This is a genomic window from Actinomadura sp. NBRC 104425 (genome assembly GCF_030269545.1).
In the GTDB taxonomy this organism is placed as follows: Bacteria; Actinomycetota; Actinomycetes; order Streptosporangiales; family Streptosporangiaceae; genus Spirillospora; species Spirillospora keratinilytica.
On the sequence record NZ_BSTN01000008.1, the window covers coordinates 41,908 to 56,152 of the forward strand.

Sequence of the window (14,245 nt, forward strand, 5' to 3'; positions counted from 1 at the left end):
CTCGCCGTCATGGCCGCCGCCCCCGCCGACCAGGTGGCCGGCGTCGTGGCCGGCGTCGTGGCCGGCGTCGTGGCCGGCGTGGTGGTCGCCGCTGTGGTCGCCGTCATGGTGTCGTCCGCCCGCGCGCCGGATCCCCGCCCGGTCAGCCGTGCTGCGGGTTGGTCAGGAACACCAGCCGGAACTTGCCGATCTGGACCTCGTCGCCGCCCGACAGCCCCGCCTGGTCGATTCGCTGCCGGTTGACGTAGGTGCCGTTGAGGCTGCCCACGTCGCGCACCCAGAAGGCGCCGCCCTCGCGGGCGAACTCGGCGTGCCGGCGCGAGACGGTGACGTCGTCGAGGAAGATGTCGCTCTCGGGGTGGCGGCCGGCCGACGTGCGGTCCTTGTCCAGCAGGAAGCGGCTGCCCGCGTTGGGGCCCCGCTTGACCACCAGCAGCGCGGTGCCCGGCGGCAGCGCCTCCGCCGTGACCTGGTCGGCGCCGGACGGCTCGGCCGCCTGGTCGGTGTCGTCGGCGAGCGCCTCGATCCCGGCGATCGAGATGGTCGAGGTGGACTCGCCCGGCGACTCCCGGGGAGGCAGGGGCGAGCCCGCGCCCCGCGTCAGCGGAGTGCCGCAATTGGAGCAGAAGCGGGCATCATCCGGGTTGGCGTGACCGCACTGCGTGCAGTAGACGCTCGGCATCGATCGGCTCGGCCTCCTACCATCGGCGTGCCGCACGCGGCGGCCCGCTCCTCGCGGGTGCCGCCTGCGCCACGCGCATCCCTTCTACCAACCCCACACCGGGGACCCGCCCGGCCGCGGTCCAGCCCGCCGCCCGTTCAGGCGACGGTTGCCGCAACCTACGCGGGTGGGGCCCGAGGGGTCAACCGGAACGGCGGGCCGGCTGCCCCCCAAGCTACCTTTCTCAATGATCGCAGGTCTACGCCGCCGCGCGGGACGCGATTCGATCACCGTTGCGAAATCCCTATCCAGACCGTATCGCGCTGACCGCCAACCGTGTGCTCGAAGTGATCGTGACGGTGGCGCCGAGGCCGCGCAGGGTGCGCACGACGCCGCCGGGAATGTTCAGCGCGGTGGTCATGGTGTGGGCGTCGCCGATGGCCAGGAACCGGTACGGGGCGCTCAGGCGCCGTCCGTCGGCGACCACGCCGCCGCCGGGGGCGTCCAGGAAGTAGGTGTCGGCCCCGGCCCGCACGTCCCCGATCTGGATGACCTCGGCGCCGGCGTCGCGAAGCTCCTGCAGGGCGTCCAGCAGGTTGAGGGCGCGCACGGCGCCGCGCGGGTCGTCGATGACCACTTCGATGCCGGGGCCCTCGGCGGGCAGGGTGCCCGCCAGCAGGCCGTAGGTGGTGGCGCGTTCGCGGGCCTCGCGCAGCGCGGTCTCGCCCTGCGCGTCGCGCTCCAGCCCGGCCTTGGTGGCCTCCAGCTCCCGGATGTCGGCGCGCAGCCGCTCGGACCGCTGTGACAGATCCGACAGGATGCCCACGAGCTCGTCCTGGCGGGCCGTGGCGAACACGCCGTCGTTCTGGGTGGCGCGCACCTGCGCCACGATGGCGAAGCCGAGCACCAGGCACAGCAGGCCGCCCAGGAGCTGCCCGCGGGAGGTGCGCGGGCGCAGCAGGTCCAGCAGGAGCCGCGCGCCGCCGGGCCGCCCGCCGGATGCGCCGGCCGGGTTCTCAGGTGCGCCGGCCGGGTCCTCGATCGCGCCGGCCTTGTCGTCTGGTGCGCCGCTCATGCGCCGAACAGCCTGCGGCGGATGGCGGCCGCGTTGGAGAAGATGCGGATGCCGAGCACGACCACCACGCCGGTGGACAGCTGCGAGCCCACCCCGAGCTGGTCGCCGAGGAAGACGATCAGCGCGGCGATCACGGTGTTGCTGACGAACGAGACGACGAACACCTTCTCGTCGAACACGCCCTCCAGCCGGGCCCGCACTCCGCCGGACAGGGCGTCCAGCGCCGCCACGATCGCGATCGGCAGGTAGGGCTGCAGCCACAGCGGGACCGTCGGGTCCAGCAGCAGGCCGAGCGCCACGCCGATCACCAGGCCGATGAGCGCGATCACGACCGGGTCTCCTCTTCCACTGTCCTCCCCCTCACCAGCGCCTCACGAGCCGGCCGCGCGGGCGTGCCGCAGCCGCAGGACGCCCGCTGCGGGCAGCTGCAGCCCCTCGACGCGGCGGATCCGGTAGCCGATGCCGAAGCGGTCCTCCAGCGCGTGCAGCCGCCGGTCGGCGGCCGAGCCGCCGAAGGCGTCGCGCATCCGGCCGGGGTCGCCGACGGCGGTCACCCGGTAGGGGCTGCTGAGCGGACGGTAGTCCACCAGCACGGCCTCCCCCGCCGAGCGGATCGCGGTGGTGGGGGTGAGCCGCTGGCCGTTGACGGCGATGGCGACGGCCCCGGCCGCCCACAACCCGTTGACCAGCACCTGAAGGTCCTGATCATAGACCCGGCCCTCGTCGCCGCGCCGGTCGTCCTGGTCGGCCCGGTCGGCGTCCTCGACGGTGACGACCAGGCCGTCCCCGGAGATGGGGGTGGCCGCGGCGGCGGCCGCGGCGGTGGACAGCTCGCCGCGCACGCGGCGCCCCTCGGCGCTGCGGGCCAGCGCCATGGCGCGGGCCCGCTCGGTCTCGTCGCGGACCTGCTCCAGCCGCCGCTGCAGGGCGTCGTTGCCGCTCGTGCGGGCGCGGATCTGCGCGACGAGCCGGGCCCGCTGCTCAGCGGCGACCGGCCGGCTGCGCCGCGCCTGCGCGGACGCCGCGGCCAGCAGCACGCCGACCAGCACCAGGACCAGCAGCACGCCGGTGCCGCGCAGCCGCCCGCGCGGGGCGGGCCCGCCGGAGGCGGCGCGGCGGGCGGCGGCGTCGGCGTAGCCGGGGTCGAGCAGCCTGCCGGCGAACAGGTCGGCCAGCAGCGACATGGAGGCGTCCGGACGTCTGGCGGCGGGCGCGTCGGGGGCGTCGGGTCTGCGGCTGGTCACCGCCCCATCATGGCAAGGCCGCGGGGGACGACGTGCAGGTCGGCCGCTGTGACCTGCGTCGCGAACCGCGGCGGGCCGGGCCGGCGCGTCAGGGGGTCGCGGCGGCGGCGCGGGAGCGGTCGAGGCCCAGGTGCACCGCGAGGGCGCCCAGCACCGAGCCCATCACGTACCGCTGGACGCGCTGCCAGGCCGGGTGGCGGGCCAGGAACCGGGCGATCGAGCCCGCGCCCAGCACGATCAGGCCGTTGACGGTGACCGCGATGGCGATCTGGGTGAGGGCCAGCAGCAGGCTCTGCGCGGCGACGTGGCCGCGGGCGGGGTCGACGAACTGCGGCAGCAGCGACACGTACAGGATTGCGATCTTCGGGTTGAGCAGGTTGGTGAGCAGGCCCATGGCGAACAGGCGGCGCGGCGGGTCGGCGGGCAGCTCGCGCGGCGCGAACACCGCGGTGCCGCCGGGGCGCACGGCCTGCCAGGCCAGCCACAGCAGGTACGCGGCGCCGGCCAGTTTGACGGCGGTGTAGACGGCGGGGACCAGCGCGAACACCGCGGTCAGCCCGGCGGTGGCGGCGACGGCGTACACGGCGAAACCGGTCGCCACCCCGCCCAGCGAGATCAGCCCGGCCCGGCGGCCCTGGGTGATCGAACGGGACACCAGGTAGATCATGTTGGGGCCGGGCGTCAGCACCAGGCCGAGCGCCACCGCCGCGATGCCGAGAAACGCACCCGCTGTAATCATCGAAACCCCTTGTCGGAGATGTGCCCCGAGCGTAGCAAGTTCGGTGATCTTGGAGCGAAACCTCCGGGCGGCCGAATCCGGCGGGCTAGGCGGCGGCGCGTTCGACGACGGCGGCCCACTCCTCCAGCAGGGCCTGGGCGGCGTCGGCGTCCGGCCCCTCGGCCCACAGGCGGGTGACGGGCTGGGCGGGGTCGGGCAGCACCAGGACCCAGCGGCCGTCGTCCTCGACGACGCGCACGCCGTCGGTGGTGTCGATCGTGCGGCCGCCCGCCGCCTCGACCACGTGCCGCATCACGCCGCCCTTGGCCGCCCACCGGGTGGGCACCGAGCGGGTGAGCAGGTGCGCCTCGGGGATGCGCCGGTCGATCTGCGACAGCGTCAGCCGGGTCCGCGCGACCAGCCCGACGAGGCGGACGAACGCGGCGACGCCGTCCACCGCGGTGCCGAACTCCGGCATGACGAAGCCGCCCCGGCCGTCCCCGGCGAAGATCACTCCGGGCCGGGCGGCGGCGCGGGTGAGCACGTCCCGGGCGGTGGAGGTCCACTCGACCTGCACGCCGTGCAGGCGGCAGACCTGCTCGGCGACGCGGGTGGTGGTGACCGGCAGCGCGACCCGTCCGCCGCGCCGTTCGGCGGCCACCAGGTCCAGCATGACCAGCAGGGCGCGGCCGTCGCCGATCAGCTCGCCGTTCTCGTCGACCAGCGAGATCCGCTCCCCCACCGGGTCGAACCGCACCCCGAACGCCGCCCGCGCCGAGGACACCAGCTCGCCCAGGCGCTGCAGGTCGCGCATGCGCTCGGCGAGCGTCTCGGTGGGATTGACCTCGTCCAGGACGTTGTTGCGGGTCAGCACCTCCACCCCGAGCCCGCCGAGCAGCGTCGGCAGCACCAGCGAGGCGGTGCCGCCCGCGCAGTCCAGCACGATCTTCAGCCCGGCCTCGCGCACTCCGGACATGTCGACGTCGCGCAGCAGCTCACGGGTGTAGGTGCCGACGGTGCGGGACGGGTAGGTCAGCTCGGCGATCTCGCCGGGGAAGGCGCGCCGGTACTCCCGGCGGCCGAACACCCGCTCCAGCTTGCGCTGGGCGGCCTGGGACAGGTCGGCGCCGTCGGCGTCCATGAACAGCATGTCCACGCCCTGCGGGTCGCCGGGGGTGGTGCGGATGTAGATGCCGCCCGCGCACTCCTCGCGTGCGGTCTCGTGGCGGGCCATCGGCAGCGGGCACGCCTCCAGGTCGCGGACGTTGATGGCGCTGGAGGTCAGCGCGCTGATCACGGCGCGTTTGAGGGTGGTGGCGGCGCGCGAGGCGTCGCGGCCGGTGGTGACGGTGCTGCCCTTGGCGAGGGTGGTGGCGTAGGCGCTGGCCAGCCGCACCGCCAGCTCGGGGGTGATCTCCACGTTGACCAGGCCGGACACCCCGCGCGGGCCGAACAGGGTGCGCTGTCCGCGCGACTCCCAGATCACGCTGGTGGTGACCACCGCGCCCGCCTCGACGGTCTTGAACGGGTACACCTTGACCTGGTTGGACAGGTACGCCTCGGCCTCGACGACGCACTCGTCGCCGACGACCGCGCCCTCCTCGACGCGGGCGCCGGCCATGATGTCGGTGTTCTTGCCGATCACGCAGCCGCGCAGGCTGGCCGAGGGGCCGACGAACGCGTTGTCGTGCACGATCGCGCGGTGCAGGAAGGCGCCCTCCTTGACCACCACGTTGCTGCCGAGGACGGTGAACTCGCGCAGCTCCACCCCGGCCTCGACCTTGGCGTAGTCGCCGATGTACAGCGGGCCCTTCAGCACCGCGTCGGCGTCCACCTCGGCGCCCTCGGCCACCCGCACCCCGGGGGACAGCTCGAACCCGCCCAAGTCGACGTCGACGAGCCCGGACAGCATGTCGGCCTGCGCTTTGAGGTAGCTGTCGTGGGTGCCCACGTCCTCCCAGTAGCAGTCGGCGATGTACCCGTAGACCGGTGCGCCGCGCGCGACGAGCTCGGGGAAGACGTCGCCGGACCAGTCGACCGGCTCGCCGGCGGCGACGTGGTCGAGCACCTCCGGCTCCATCACGTAGATGCCGGTGTTGACGGTGTCGGAGAACACCTGGCCCCAGGTGGGCTTCTCCAGGAACCGCTGGACGCGGCCCTGGCCGTCCACGATGATGATGCCGAACTCCAGCGGGTCGGGGACCCGTGTGAGCCCGATGGTGACCAGGGCTCCGTTGCGTTCGTGCGCGCGGACCAGGTCGGTCAGGTCCATGTCGGTGAGCGCGTCCCCGGAGATCACCAGGAACCGGTCGTCGCGCAGCGCCTCCTGGGCGTTCTTGACGCTGCCCGCGGTGCCCAGCGGCACGTCCTCGGTGGCGTAGCTGAGCGCCATGCCCAGCTCCTCGCCGTCGCCGAAGTAGTTGCGGATCAGCGCGGCCAAAAACTGCACGGTCACCACGGTCTCGGTGAACCCGTGCCGTTTGAGCAGCCGCAGCACGTGTTCCATGATCGGCCGGTTGACGAGCGGGAGCAGGGGCTTGGGCTGGTTGGCGGTCATCGGACGCAGCCGCGTCCCCTCGCCGCCCGCCATCACGACGGCCTTCATCGGGGTGTGTCCGCTCCCTCCTGTCGGCCGGACGGGGGGTTCCCGTCCGGCGGAGGCGGCGCGCCGGACGCGTCGCCGTGCTCGTCCCGGCCGGGCGGTTCGCCGGCGGGCGCCTCCCCCGCGGCCTCTTCCCCGTCGGCGATCGGACCGGCCTGCATCAGCTGCCGCGCCTGCCACCAGTAGAGGGCGGCGGCCCACCAGTACAGGCCCGTCCCCCAGATCGCGAAGCACCAGCCGACGATCTTGGCGGCGGTGGCCACGGCGCCGTCGTGGTCGCCCAGCAGCAGCAGCGGGAAGGCGTACAGCAGGCACAGCGTGGCGGCCTTGCCCACGAAGTGCACCGGCAGCGTCCCGCCGTAGCCCAGGCGCCGCAGCAGCGGCATGATCGGCGCGATCGCGACCTCCCGGCCGACCAGCAGGACCACCAGCCACAGCGGGATGACCTCGCGGACGGTCAGGCCGATCAGGGTGACCAGGATGTACAGCCGGTCGGCGGCCGGGTCCAGCACCATGCCGAGCCTGCTGGTCTGGTCGAGGGCGCGGGCCAGGCGGCCGTCCAGCCAGTCCGACAGGCCGGCGAACACCAGCACGCCCAGCGCCCACCAGTCGGCGCCGACCAGCACCAGCCACAGGAACAGCGGCACGCCGAGCAGGCGCGCGAAGCTCAGCAGGTTCGGGATCGTCCAGATCCGGCCGGACGCCGTCTCGGCGTCGTTCCCGCCGGGCGGCGGCTGCTCGCGCAGCGGCCCCCCGGCTCCCGGTGCGCTCCCGGGCGGCGACGCCCCACGTTCGGCTCGGGGCGCCACGCCCCCCGTCCCCCCGCCCACGACTGCCATCACTGACGCGCTCGCTCTCCTCGGTCCGGGCCCACCGGCCAGGCAGGACAACGCATCTCTGTCCCCTAGATCCTGACCCTACCGGTCGGCTTGTGGAACCCCCCGGTGGCGTCCGGCCCTTTGCGGCACCCGCATGCCCGTCGGGTCGGCGCCGAACCGCCCGGTGGGCCGACCGGGCGGGACGCGCGCGATGGCGTTCGTCACATGCTCACCGCCGGCGGCGCCGGACGCGCAGGCGCGGCCCGGCCGGTGTTGCGCGCCGGAGCCGACGGCCCCGGAACGCGAGTCCGGGCGGGGAGCGGCGGCCCCGCCTTACCTCATGATCCCGGGTTGCGGCAACGGGGGTGCCGCAGGTTAGCGTCGGCGCGACAGATCGCGGGGGCCCGGCGAACCGGGCTGAGATCGCGGCTGATACGGCCGCCGACCGCTGGAACCTGACCGGGTAATGCCGGCGTAGGGAGAGATCACGTCATCATGACCGACAGCGTTTCCACGCCTGTCCGCAACGGCCTTCCCGTCCGCAAGACGTATCTCGTCGGGTCGCGTCCCGACGTGCGCGTCCCCATGCGGGAGGTGTCGCTGACCAACGGCGCGAAGGTGGTGCTGTACGACACCTCCGGGCCGTACACCGACCCTAATTACGTCGTCGACGTGCGGCGCGGCCTGCCCGCCCTGCGAGCCGGGTGGATCGCCGAACGCGGCGACACCGCCGAGTACGAGGGGCGGCCCGTCCGGCCGGAGGACGACGGCCGCCGGTCCGCCGACCCGCTGCGCGACCAGGGGGCCTTCCCGAAGCGCCGGCCGCGCCGGGCCACCGGCGGGGCGGTGACGCAGCGGGCGTACGCGCGGCGCGGGGAGATCACCCCGGAGATGGAGTTCGCGGCGCTGCGCGAGGGGGTGCCGCCCGAGGTGGTCCGCGAGGAGCTGGCGGCGGGACGGGCGGTGCTGCCGGCCAACGTCAACCACCCCGAGTCCGAGCCGATGGTGATCGGCTCCGCTTTCAAGTGCAAGGTCAACGCGAACATCGGCAACTCGGCGGTGGCCTCCTCCATCGAGGAGGAGGTGGACAAGATGACGTGGGCGACGCGGTGGGGCGCCGACACGGTCATGGACCTGTCCACCGGACGCGACATCCACACCACCCGCGAGTGGATCCTGCGCAACTCCCCCGTCCCGGTCGGCACGGTGCCGCTCTACCAGGCGCTGGAGAAGGTCGGCGGCGACCCGGCCGAGCTGACCTACGAGATCTTCCGGGACACCGTCATCGAGCAGGCCGAGCAGGGCGTGGACTACATGACGGTGCACGCCGCGGTGCTGCTGCGGTACATCCCGCTGACCGCGCGCCGCAAGACCGGCATCGTCTCGCGCGGCGGGTCGATCATGGCGGCGTGGTGCCTGGCGCACCACAAGGAGAACTTCCTCTACACCAACTTCCGCGAGCTGTGCGAGATCTTCGCGGCCTACGACATCACCTGGTCGCTGGGCGACGGGCTTCGCCCCGGGTCGATCGCCGACGCCAACGACGAGGCGCAGTTCGCCGAGCTGCGCACGCAGGGCGAGCTGACCCGGATCGCCGCCGAGTACGACAACCAGGTGATGAACGAGGGCCCGGGGCACGTCCCCATGCACAAGATCAAGGAGAACGTCGACCTGCAGCGGGAGCTGTGCGGCGGGGCGCCGTTCTACACGCTGGGCCCGCTGACGACGGACATCGCGCCCGGCTACGACCACATCACCTCCGCGATCGGCGCGGCGATGATCGGCTGGTACGGCACCGCGATGCTGTGCTACGTCACGCCCAAGGAGCACCTGGGCCTGCCGGACCGCGACGACGTCAAGGCGGGCGTGATCGCCTACAAGATCGCCGCGCATGCCGCGGACCTGGCCAAGGGGCATCCGGGGGCGCAGGCGTGGGACGACGCGCTGTCGGACGCGCGGTTCGAGTTCCGCTGGGAGGACCAGTTCAACCTCTCCCTGGACCCCGACACCGCCCGCGCCTTCCACGACGAGACGCTGCCGGCCGAGCCCGCCAAGACCGCGCACTTCTGCTCGATGTGCGGGCCGCACTTCTGCGCGATGAAGATCACACAGGATGTGCGCCGGTACGCCGAGGAGCGGTCGCTGACCGGGTCCGAGGCGCTGGAGGCGGGGATGCGTGAGAAGGCCGCCGAGTTCACCGCGTCCGGCGGCCGCATCTACCTGCCGATCACCCCGTCGGACGCCTGATCCGCCGCCCGTCCGTCGCGGGCGCCGCCGCGGCCGGGACGGACGGGCGTGTTCGCGTGTTCCGACCGGGTTCGCACGTCCGAGACGAACCCCGAATCGCCATTGTTCGGACATCGCGCCGGGTACCCGGCGCATGTCCGCATGCCGCGCGCGGCCCCGGGTATGTGGCCGCACGGTCGGCACCGGCCGGACCGGCACCGTCGGGTCGGCCGGTGCGCCGGTGCGAGGAGGTTCGGTGGTCCGGGTGAGAGACGAGAACGCCGTCGTCGTGACCACCGTTGCGTCCAGCGGGATCGGCTGCGCCACCGCGCCGGCCTTCGCGGACGGGGGCGCGTCGGTGGTGCCGGCGGCCCGCCGCGGCAAAGCGCTGGAGGAGGTCGCGGTCGAGCGCCGCCGCCGGGGCGGGCGGGCGCCGGCTGTGGCGGTGGCGGGACGGCTCGGGCAGGAACGCGCGGGCGCGCGGTAGCAGCGAGGAGGCGGAGGTGGAGTTCGACATCGTCGTGGAGATCCCGAAGGGGTCTCGCAACAAGTACGAGATGGACCACGGGCTGGGCCGCATCCGGCTCGACCGGCTGCTGTTCACCGCTACGCAGTATCCGGTCGACTACGGCTTCATCCCGGGCACGCGCGCCGAGGACGGGGAGGCGCTGGACGCCATGGCGCTGCTGGAGGAGCCGACCTTCCCGGGCTGCCTGGCGTCGGTCCGGCCGCTCGGGGTGTTCTGGATGCTGGACGAGAAGGGGCCGGACGCCAAGATCCTCACCGTGCCGGCGCGCGACCCCAGGTACGCCGAGCTGCGGGAGCTCGCCGACGTGCCCGCGCACGTGCTGGCCGAGATCGGGCACTTCTTCGACATCTACAAGGAGCTGGAGCCCTGCAAGGAGGCCGACGTGCGCGGCTGGCAGGACCGCGCGGCGGCCGAGCGGGAGGTGTGCGCGTCGTTCGACCGGGCGCACACGAGCGGCGGCCTGCGCGGCCGCATCGCGTCCGCCCCATCATGAGCGCCGTCATGAGCCCCGTCATGAGCCCCGTCATGAGCGCCGTCATGAGCGGCGCCGTGGGACGGCGGGGGCTCACAGGTCGAGGGTGAGGCGGGCGCCGCGGGCGCGGGAGACGCAGATCATCATGATCTCGCCGGACCGGCGCTCCTCGTCGGTGAGCACCGAGTCGCGGTGGTCGGGCTCGCCGCCCAGCACCTCGGTCTCGCAGGTGCCGCAGGTGCCCTCCCGGCAGGACGACAGCACCTGCACGCCCGCCTCCTCCACCACCTGCAGGATGGACTTGCCGGGCGGCACGGTCAGCGTCCTGCCGGACCGGGCCAGCTCCACCTCGAACGACCCGCGCGGGCCGGTGTCGTCTTTGGGGGTGAAGCGTTCGACGTGCAGGGCGCCGGGCGGCCAGGCGGCGCAGCGCTCCTCCACGGCGGCCAGCAGCGGTTCGGGGCCGCAGCAGTACACCTGGGTGCGTTCGTCCGGCGCCCCGAGCAGGGCGTCGAGGTCGAGCAGGCCCGTCTCGTCCTGGGGGCGGACGCTGACGCGGTCGCCGTACGCGTGTTCCAGGTCGGTTCGGAAGGCCATCGACGCGCGGGTGCGGCCCCCGTACACCAGCCTCCAGTCGGCGCCGGACGCGTGGGCTGCGGCCAGCATCGGCATGATCGGGGTGATGCCGATGCCGCCCGCGATGAACAGGTAGCGGTCCGCGGCGACCAGCGGGAAGTGGTTGCGGGGGCCGCGGACGGCCAGCCGGTCGCCTTCGGCCAGCCGCCGGTGCACGTGCTCGGAGCCGCCGCGGCCGTCCCGCTCGCGCAGCACCGCGACCTGGAGCACCGACCGGTCGGCGGGGTCGCCGCACAGCGAGTACTGGCGGACCAGGCCGGGGGCGAGCACCAGGTCGACGTGCGCGCCGGGTTCCCAGGCGGGGAACGGCCCGCCGTCCGCGCGGCGCAGCGTCAGCAGCACCACGTCCTCGGCGACGGGCCGCCTGCCGTCCAGGACGACGTCCAGGTCGACCTCGGTACGGGGAGGATCCTGCACGGGCATGCTCTGCTCTCCTTGGGCGCCGCCGGGGGACGGTCACCCGGAAGCCTGGGGCACGGCCCCGCCGCGGAGCAGCAGCTTTTCCGGCGAATGGAAAACATCAGACGTCGGGGGCCGCCGCGGCGTGCACGGCGGCCCCCGATCGCGTCGCCGGCGGCACGGACCTGCCGGTCAGCCGACGGGGTTCGCGGCCGGGCTGGGCTCGTCGTCGTCGGCGTCGGAGCGCCCGCCGGAGCGTTCGCGGACGGGCTCGTCGTCGATCGCCTTCTCGGGCGGGTGCTTGCGCCGCAGCTTGCGGGCCAGCGGCTCGGCGCAGCGGGCCAGCAGCGGCCCGGCGATCGCCAGGATCAGCACGTACGCGGCGGCCAGCGGCCCGATCCGCGGGTTGATCCCGGCGGAGACGGCCAGCCCGGCGATGACGATGTTGAACTCGCCGCGCGGCACCAGCGAGGCGCCGGCGCGCAGCCGACCGGTGGGGCCCACGCCCGCCTGGCGGGCGGCCAGCCAGCCGGTGGCCAGCTTGGCGGCGATCCCGGCCACGGCGAGCAGCGCGGCCGCACCGAACACCGGCGGCAGCTCGGCCGGGTCGGTGTGCAGGCCGAAGAAGACGAAGAACACCGCGGAGAACAGGTCCCGCAGCGGGGTGAGCACCTCGCGCGCCGAGTGCGCCAGCGGCCCCGACAGCGCGATGCCCACCAGGAACGCGCCGACCGCCGCCGAGACCTGCAGCTGCTGGGCCAGGCCGGCGACCAGCACCGTCAGGCCCAGCACCTTCAGCAGCAGCACCTCGTCGGTGGGGCTTTCGACGAACCGCTCCACCAGCCGTCCCCAGCGCAGCGCCACGATGAGGATCACGGTGATGGTGGCGGCGGCGATCGCCAGGGTCTTGGCGCCGGCCAGCAGCCCGGCGCCGGCCAGCAGCGTGGTGACGATGGGCAGGTAGGCGGCCATCGCCAGGTCCTCGAAGACCAGCACCGACAGCACCCTGGGGGTCTCCCGGTTGCCCAGCCAGCCGAGGTCGCCCATCACCTTGGCGGTGATGCCCGAGGAGGTGACGTAGGTGACGCCGCCCATGACGACGGCCGCCACCGGGCCCCAGCCGAGCAGCAGCGCCGCCACCACTCCGGGTGCGGCGTTCAGGACCAGGTCGGCCAGCCCGACCGGGGCCGAGGTGCGCAGCGTGCCGACCAGCTCGCCGGCGGTGTACTCCAGGCCGAGGGTGAACAGCAGCAGGATGACCCCGACCTCGGCGCCGATGGAGACGAACTCCTCGCTGGTCGTCAGCGGTAGTACGCCACCGGAGCCGAATGCCAGCCCGGCCACCAGATACAGCGGGATCGCCGAGATCGAGAACCGTACGGCCACGGCGCCCAGCAGGCCCAGGGCCAGGATGATCGCACCGAGTTCGATGAGCTGGACGGCAGACTCCATCCGCGCCTCACCCGCTCGCCAGGATCTCGGCGACGGCGGCGGTGCCCTCCTCGGTGCCGACCACGACGACGGTGTCGCCCTCGTGGAAGACGAAGTCGGGCCGGGGGCTGGCGTGCACGCGGCCCTCGCGCACCACGGCCACGATGGACGCGCCGGTGCGGGTGCGGGCCTGGGTGGCGCCGAGCGGGCGCCCGTCGAACGGGGAGCCCGCGGCGATCGGGAACTGCTGGGTGACCAGGCCCTCCACCTCGCGGTGCAGCTCGGCCAGGCGCTCCACGACCCGGCCCGAGCCGAGCAGCTCGGCCAGCGCGTTGGCCTCCTCGCCGGTCAGCGCGACCGACACCACGCAGGTGTCCGGGTCCTCCTTGTCGTAGATCACCAGGTCACGGCGGTCGGTGCGATGCGTCACCACCCCGATCTGGCGGCCGCGGCTGGTGGTTAGCACGTGCCGCAACCCGATCCCCGGCAGTGTCGTCCGTTCGACGTCCATGGCCTCTCCCTCTGCGCCCGTCGTTCGGCCCCCGTCACGGGCCCGGACCAGCGGACAAGTGTCCGCATTGTGATCTTTTCACCCACGCGATGGGCAGTGCACCATGCGCACGCTTTGTAACGCTGTGCCAGCTTAAAGGCGAAAGCAGGTAGATCACGACGGGGACGGCGGCAGCACCGCGCCGCCGCGCGTCCCCGAGTCGGAGGGCGCGGCGGGCACGGCGGCATCGCCGAGATGCCCGGCCGCATACGCGGGCGTCCCGGCCTGCACGGGCCGGCGCGGAGCGGTCAGCGGTTCGCGCCCCACTTGAAGCAGCCCAGCGCCATCAGCAGGACGCCGGCGCCGCTGAACACGGCGCGGGCGGTGTTCCAGGCCGTCCAGCGCCCGGTGTAGTCCGCCCAGACCCGGGCGGCCTCGGCCGGGTCGGAGGGGATCGCCGTGACGTCCAGGGCGTTGTTCATCGGCACGTTGACGACCACCGTCGGCAGCAGGGCGCCCAGCACGTAGACGGCGCCCGCCGACAGGAACAGCAGGCCGGCCGCCCGCCGGCCGGAGCCCAGCAGCAGCACGCCCGCCGTCCCGGCCGCGACCGGCGCGAGCAGGAACGCCCCCAGGAACACCGGGTTCTGGATGCGCCGGTTGATGCCCTGCATCGCGTCGATCGCCGCGGACGCGCGCGCCGCGCCCAGCCCGGGCATCACCCCGGTCGAGAAGCCGAAGAACGTCCCGGCCGTCCCGGCGGTCATCAGGATCGACAGGGCCGCCGGAACGGCCGCCAGGGTGGTCTTCACAGTCTCGTTCTCCTCCCGCCGGCGGCCCCGTGCCGCCGCGCGTCACCGAGTCAACCGGCGCGGGCCGCGCGGCGACATCGCCGGGACGCTCGACCGCATACGCGGGCGTCCACGGTGCCGGGCCGGCGGGCC

General features: G+C 73.9%; 15 protein-coding genes and 1 riboswitch. Of the genes, 3 read left to right on the forward strand and 12 right to left on the reverse strand.

What is annotated here, in order from left to right; all coding sequences use genetic code 11:
- Nucleotides 1-142: 142 nt before the first annotated feature.
- The 7 genes from QSK22_RS14605 to clsA form a co-directional block, all read right to left on the reverse strand.
- On the reverse strand, nt 143-682 hold the full coding sequence (locus QSK22_RS14605; protein WP_285494685.1) for a double zinc ribbon and FHA domain-containing protein: 540 nt from the start codon (nt 680-682) through the stop codon (nt 143-145).
- Between the two features lie 283 nt (nt 683-965).
- On the reverse strand, nt 966-1,736 hold the full coding sequence (locus QSK22_RS14610; RefSeq protein ID WP_285494686.1) for a DUF881 domain-containing protein: 771 nt from the start codon (nt 1,734-1,736) through the stop codon (nt 966-968).
- Nucleotides 1,733-2,065 (reverse strand): small basic family protein, encoded by a 333-nt coding sequence (locus QSK22_RS14615; protein ID WP_285494687.1) that lies wholly within the window; start codon nt 2,063-2,065, stop codon nt 1,733-1,735. The genes QSK22_RS14610 and QSK22_RS14615 overlap by 4 nt, the downstream gene beginning before the upstream one ends.
- A 42-nt stretch (nt 2,066-2,107) precedes the next feature.
- Complete coding sequence (locus QSK22_RS14620; protein WP_285494688.1) at nt 2,108-2,980, reverse strand: DUF881 domain-containing protein; 873 nt, start codon at nt 2,978-2,980, stop codon at nt 2,108-2,110.
- Nucleotides 2,981-3,068: 88 nt separating this feature from the next.
- Nucleotides 3,069-3,719, reverse strand: coding sequence for a LysE family translocator (locus QSK22_RS14625; protein WP_285494689.1), 651 nt, complete (start codon nt 3,717-3,719; stop codon nt 3,069-3,071).
- Between the two features lie 85 nt (nt 3,720-3,804).
- A complete protein-coding gene (locus tag QSK22_RS14630) occupies nt 3,805-6,303 on the reverse strand; it encodes a mannose-1-phosphate guanyltransferase (protein WP_285494690.1) in 2,499 nt (832 codons plus the stop codon).
- A complete protein-coding gene (clsA, locus tag QSK22_RS14635) occupies nt 6,300-7,046 on the reverse strand; it encodes a cardiolipin synthase ClsA (protein ID WP_285494921.1) in 747 nt (248 codons plus the stop codon). Before clsA ends, QSK22_RS14630 begins: the two co-directional genes overlap by 4 nt.
- A gap of 458 nt (nt 7,047-7,504) precedes the next feature.
- Nucleotides 7,505-7,616, forward strand: a riboswitch (TPP riboswitch).
- Between clsA and thiC the strand changes: the two genes are divergently transcribed.
- The 3 genes from thiC to QSK22_RS14650 all read left to right on the forward strand — a co-directional run bounded on the left by thiC (nt 7,614) and on the right by QSK22_RS14650 (nt 10,366).
- Nucleotides 7,614-9,365 carry a phosphomethylpyrimidine synthase ThiC gene (gene thiC / locus QSK22_RS14640; RefSeq protein ID WP_285494691.1) on the forward strand — a complete coding sequence of 584 codons (1,752 nt, stop codon included), beginning with the start codon at nt 7,614-7,616 and terminating at the stop codon, nt 9,363-9,365. (Overlaps the previous riboswitch by 3 nt.)
- 235 nt (nt 9,366-9,600) lie before the next feature.
- Entirely contained in the window at nt 9,601-9,831 is a 231-nt protein-coding gene (locus QSK22_RS14645; protein WP_285494692.1) for a hypothetical protein, read from the forward strand.
- Nucleotides 9,832-9,847: 16 nt separating this feature from the next.
- A complete protein-coding gene (locus QSK22_RS14650) occupies nt 9,848-10,366 on the forward strand; it encodes an inorganic diphosphatase (RefSeq protein ID WP_285494693.1) in 519 nt (172 codons plus the stop codon).
- A gap of 72 nt (nt 10,367-10,438) precedes the next feature.
- On the opposite strand, the gene QSK22_RS14655 is transcribed toward QSK22_RS14650, so the two are convergent.
- The 5 genes from QSK22_RS14655 to QSK22_RS14675 form a co-directional block, all read right to left on the reverse strand.
- Nucleotides 10,439-11,404: a PDR/VanB family oxidoreductase gene (locus tag QSK22_RS14655; RefSeq protein WP_285494694.1), complete on the reverse strand. Its 966-nt coding sequence runs from the start codon at nt 11,402-11,404 to the stop codon at nt 10,439-10,441.
- 168 nt (nt 11,405-11,572) lie between these two features.
- Complete coding sequence (locus QSK22_RS14660) at nt 11,573-12,832, reverse strand: cation:proton antiporter (RefSeq protein WP_285494695.1); 1,260 nt, start codon at nt 12,830-12,832, stop codon at nt 11,573-11,575.
- 7 nt (nt 12,833-12,839) lie between these two features.
- Nucleotides 12,840-13,322 carry a cation:proton antiporter regulatory subunit gene (locus QSK22_RS14665; protein ID WP_285494696.1) on the reverse strand — a complete coding sequence of 161 codons (483 nt, stop codon included), beginning with the start codon at nt 13,320-13,322 and terminating at the stop codon, nt 12,840-12,842.
- 153 nt (nt 13,323-13,475) lie between these two features.
- A complete protein-coding gene (locus QSK22_RS14670) occupies nt 13,476-13,628 on the reverse strand; it encodes a hypothetical protein (protein ID WP_285494697.1) in 153 nt (50 codons plus the stop codon).
- Nucleotides 13,610-14,113, reverse strand: coding sequence for an anthrone oxygenase family protein (locus QSK22_RS14675; protein WP_285494698.1), 504 nt, complete (start codon nt 14,111-14,113; stop codon nt 13,610-13,612). The genes QSK22_RS14670 and QSK22_RS14675 overlap by 19 nt, the downstream gene beginning before the upstream one ends.
- Nucleotides 14,114-14,245 lie beyond the last annotated feature (132 nt).

What these genes read in the sequence shown, in the direction of transcription:
- QSK22_RS14605 (WP_285494685.1), bottom strand. Translation starts at nt 682, where the DNA reads ATGCCGAGCGTCTACTGCACGCAGTGCGGTCACGCCAACCCGGATGAT.
- QSK22_RS14610 (WP_285494686.1), bottom strand. Translation starts at nt 1,736, where the DNA reads ATGAGCGGCGCACCAGACGACAAGGCCGGCGCGATCGAGGACCCGGCC.
- QSK22_RS14625 (WP_285494689.1), bottom strand. Translation starts at nt 3,719, where the DNA reads ATGATTACAGCGGGTGCGTTTCTCGGCATCGCGGCGGTGGCGCTCGGC.
- QSK22_RS14630 (WP_285494690.1), bottom strand. Translation starts at nt 6,303, where the DNA reads ATGAAGGCCGTCGTGATGGCGGGCGGCGAGGGGACGCGGCTGCGTCCG.
- thiC (WP_285494691.1), top strand. Translation starts at nt 7,614, where the DNA reads ATGACCGACAGCGTTTCCACGCCTGTCCGCAACGGCCTTCCCGTCCGC.
- QSK22_RS14655 (WP_285494694.1), bottom strand. Translation starts at nt 11,404, where the DNA reads ATGCCCGTGCAGGATCCTCCCCGTACCGAGGTCGACCTGGACGTCGTC.
- QSK22_RS14660 (WP_285494695.1), bottom strand. Translation starts at nt 12,832, where the DNA reads ATGGAGTCTGCCGTCCAGCTCATCGAACTCGGTGCGATCATCCTGGCC.
- QSK22_RS14665 (WP_285494696.1), bottom strand. Translation starts at nt 13,322, where the DNA reads ATGGACGTCGAACGGACGACACTGCCGGGGATCGGGTTGCGGCACGTG.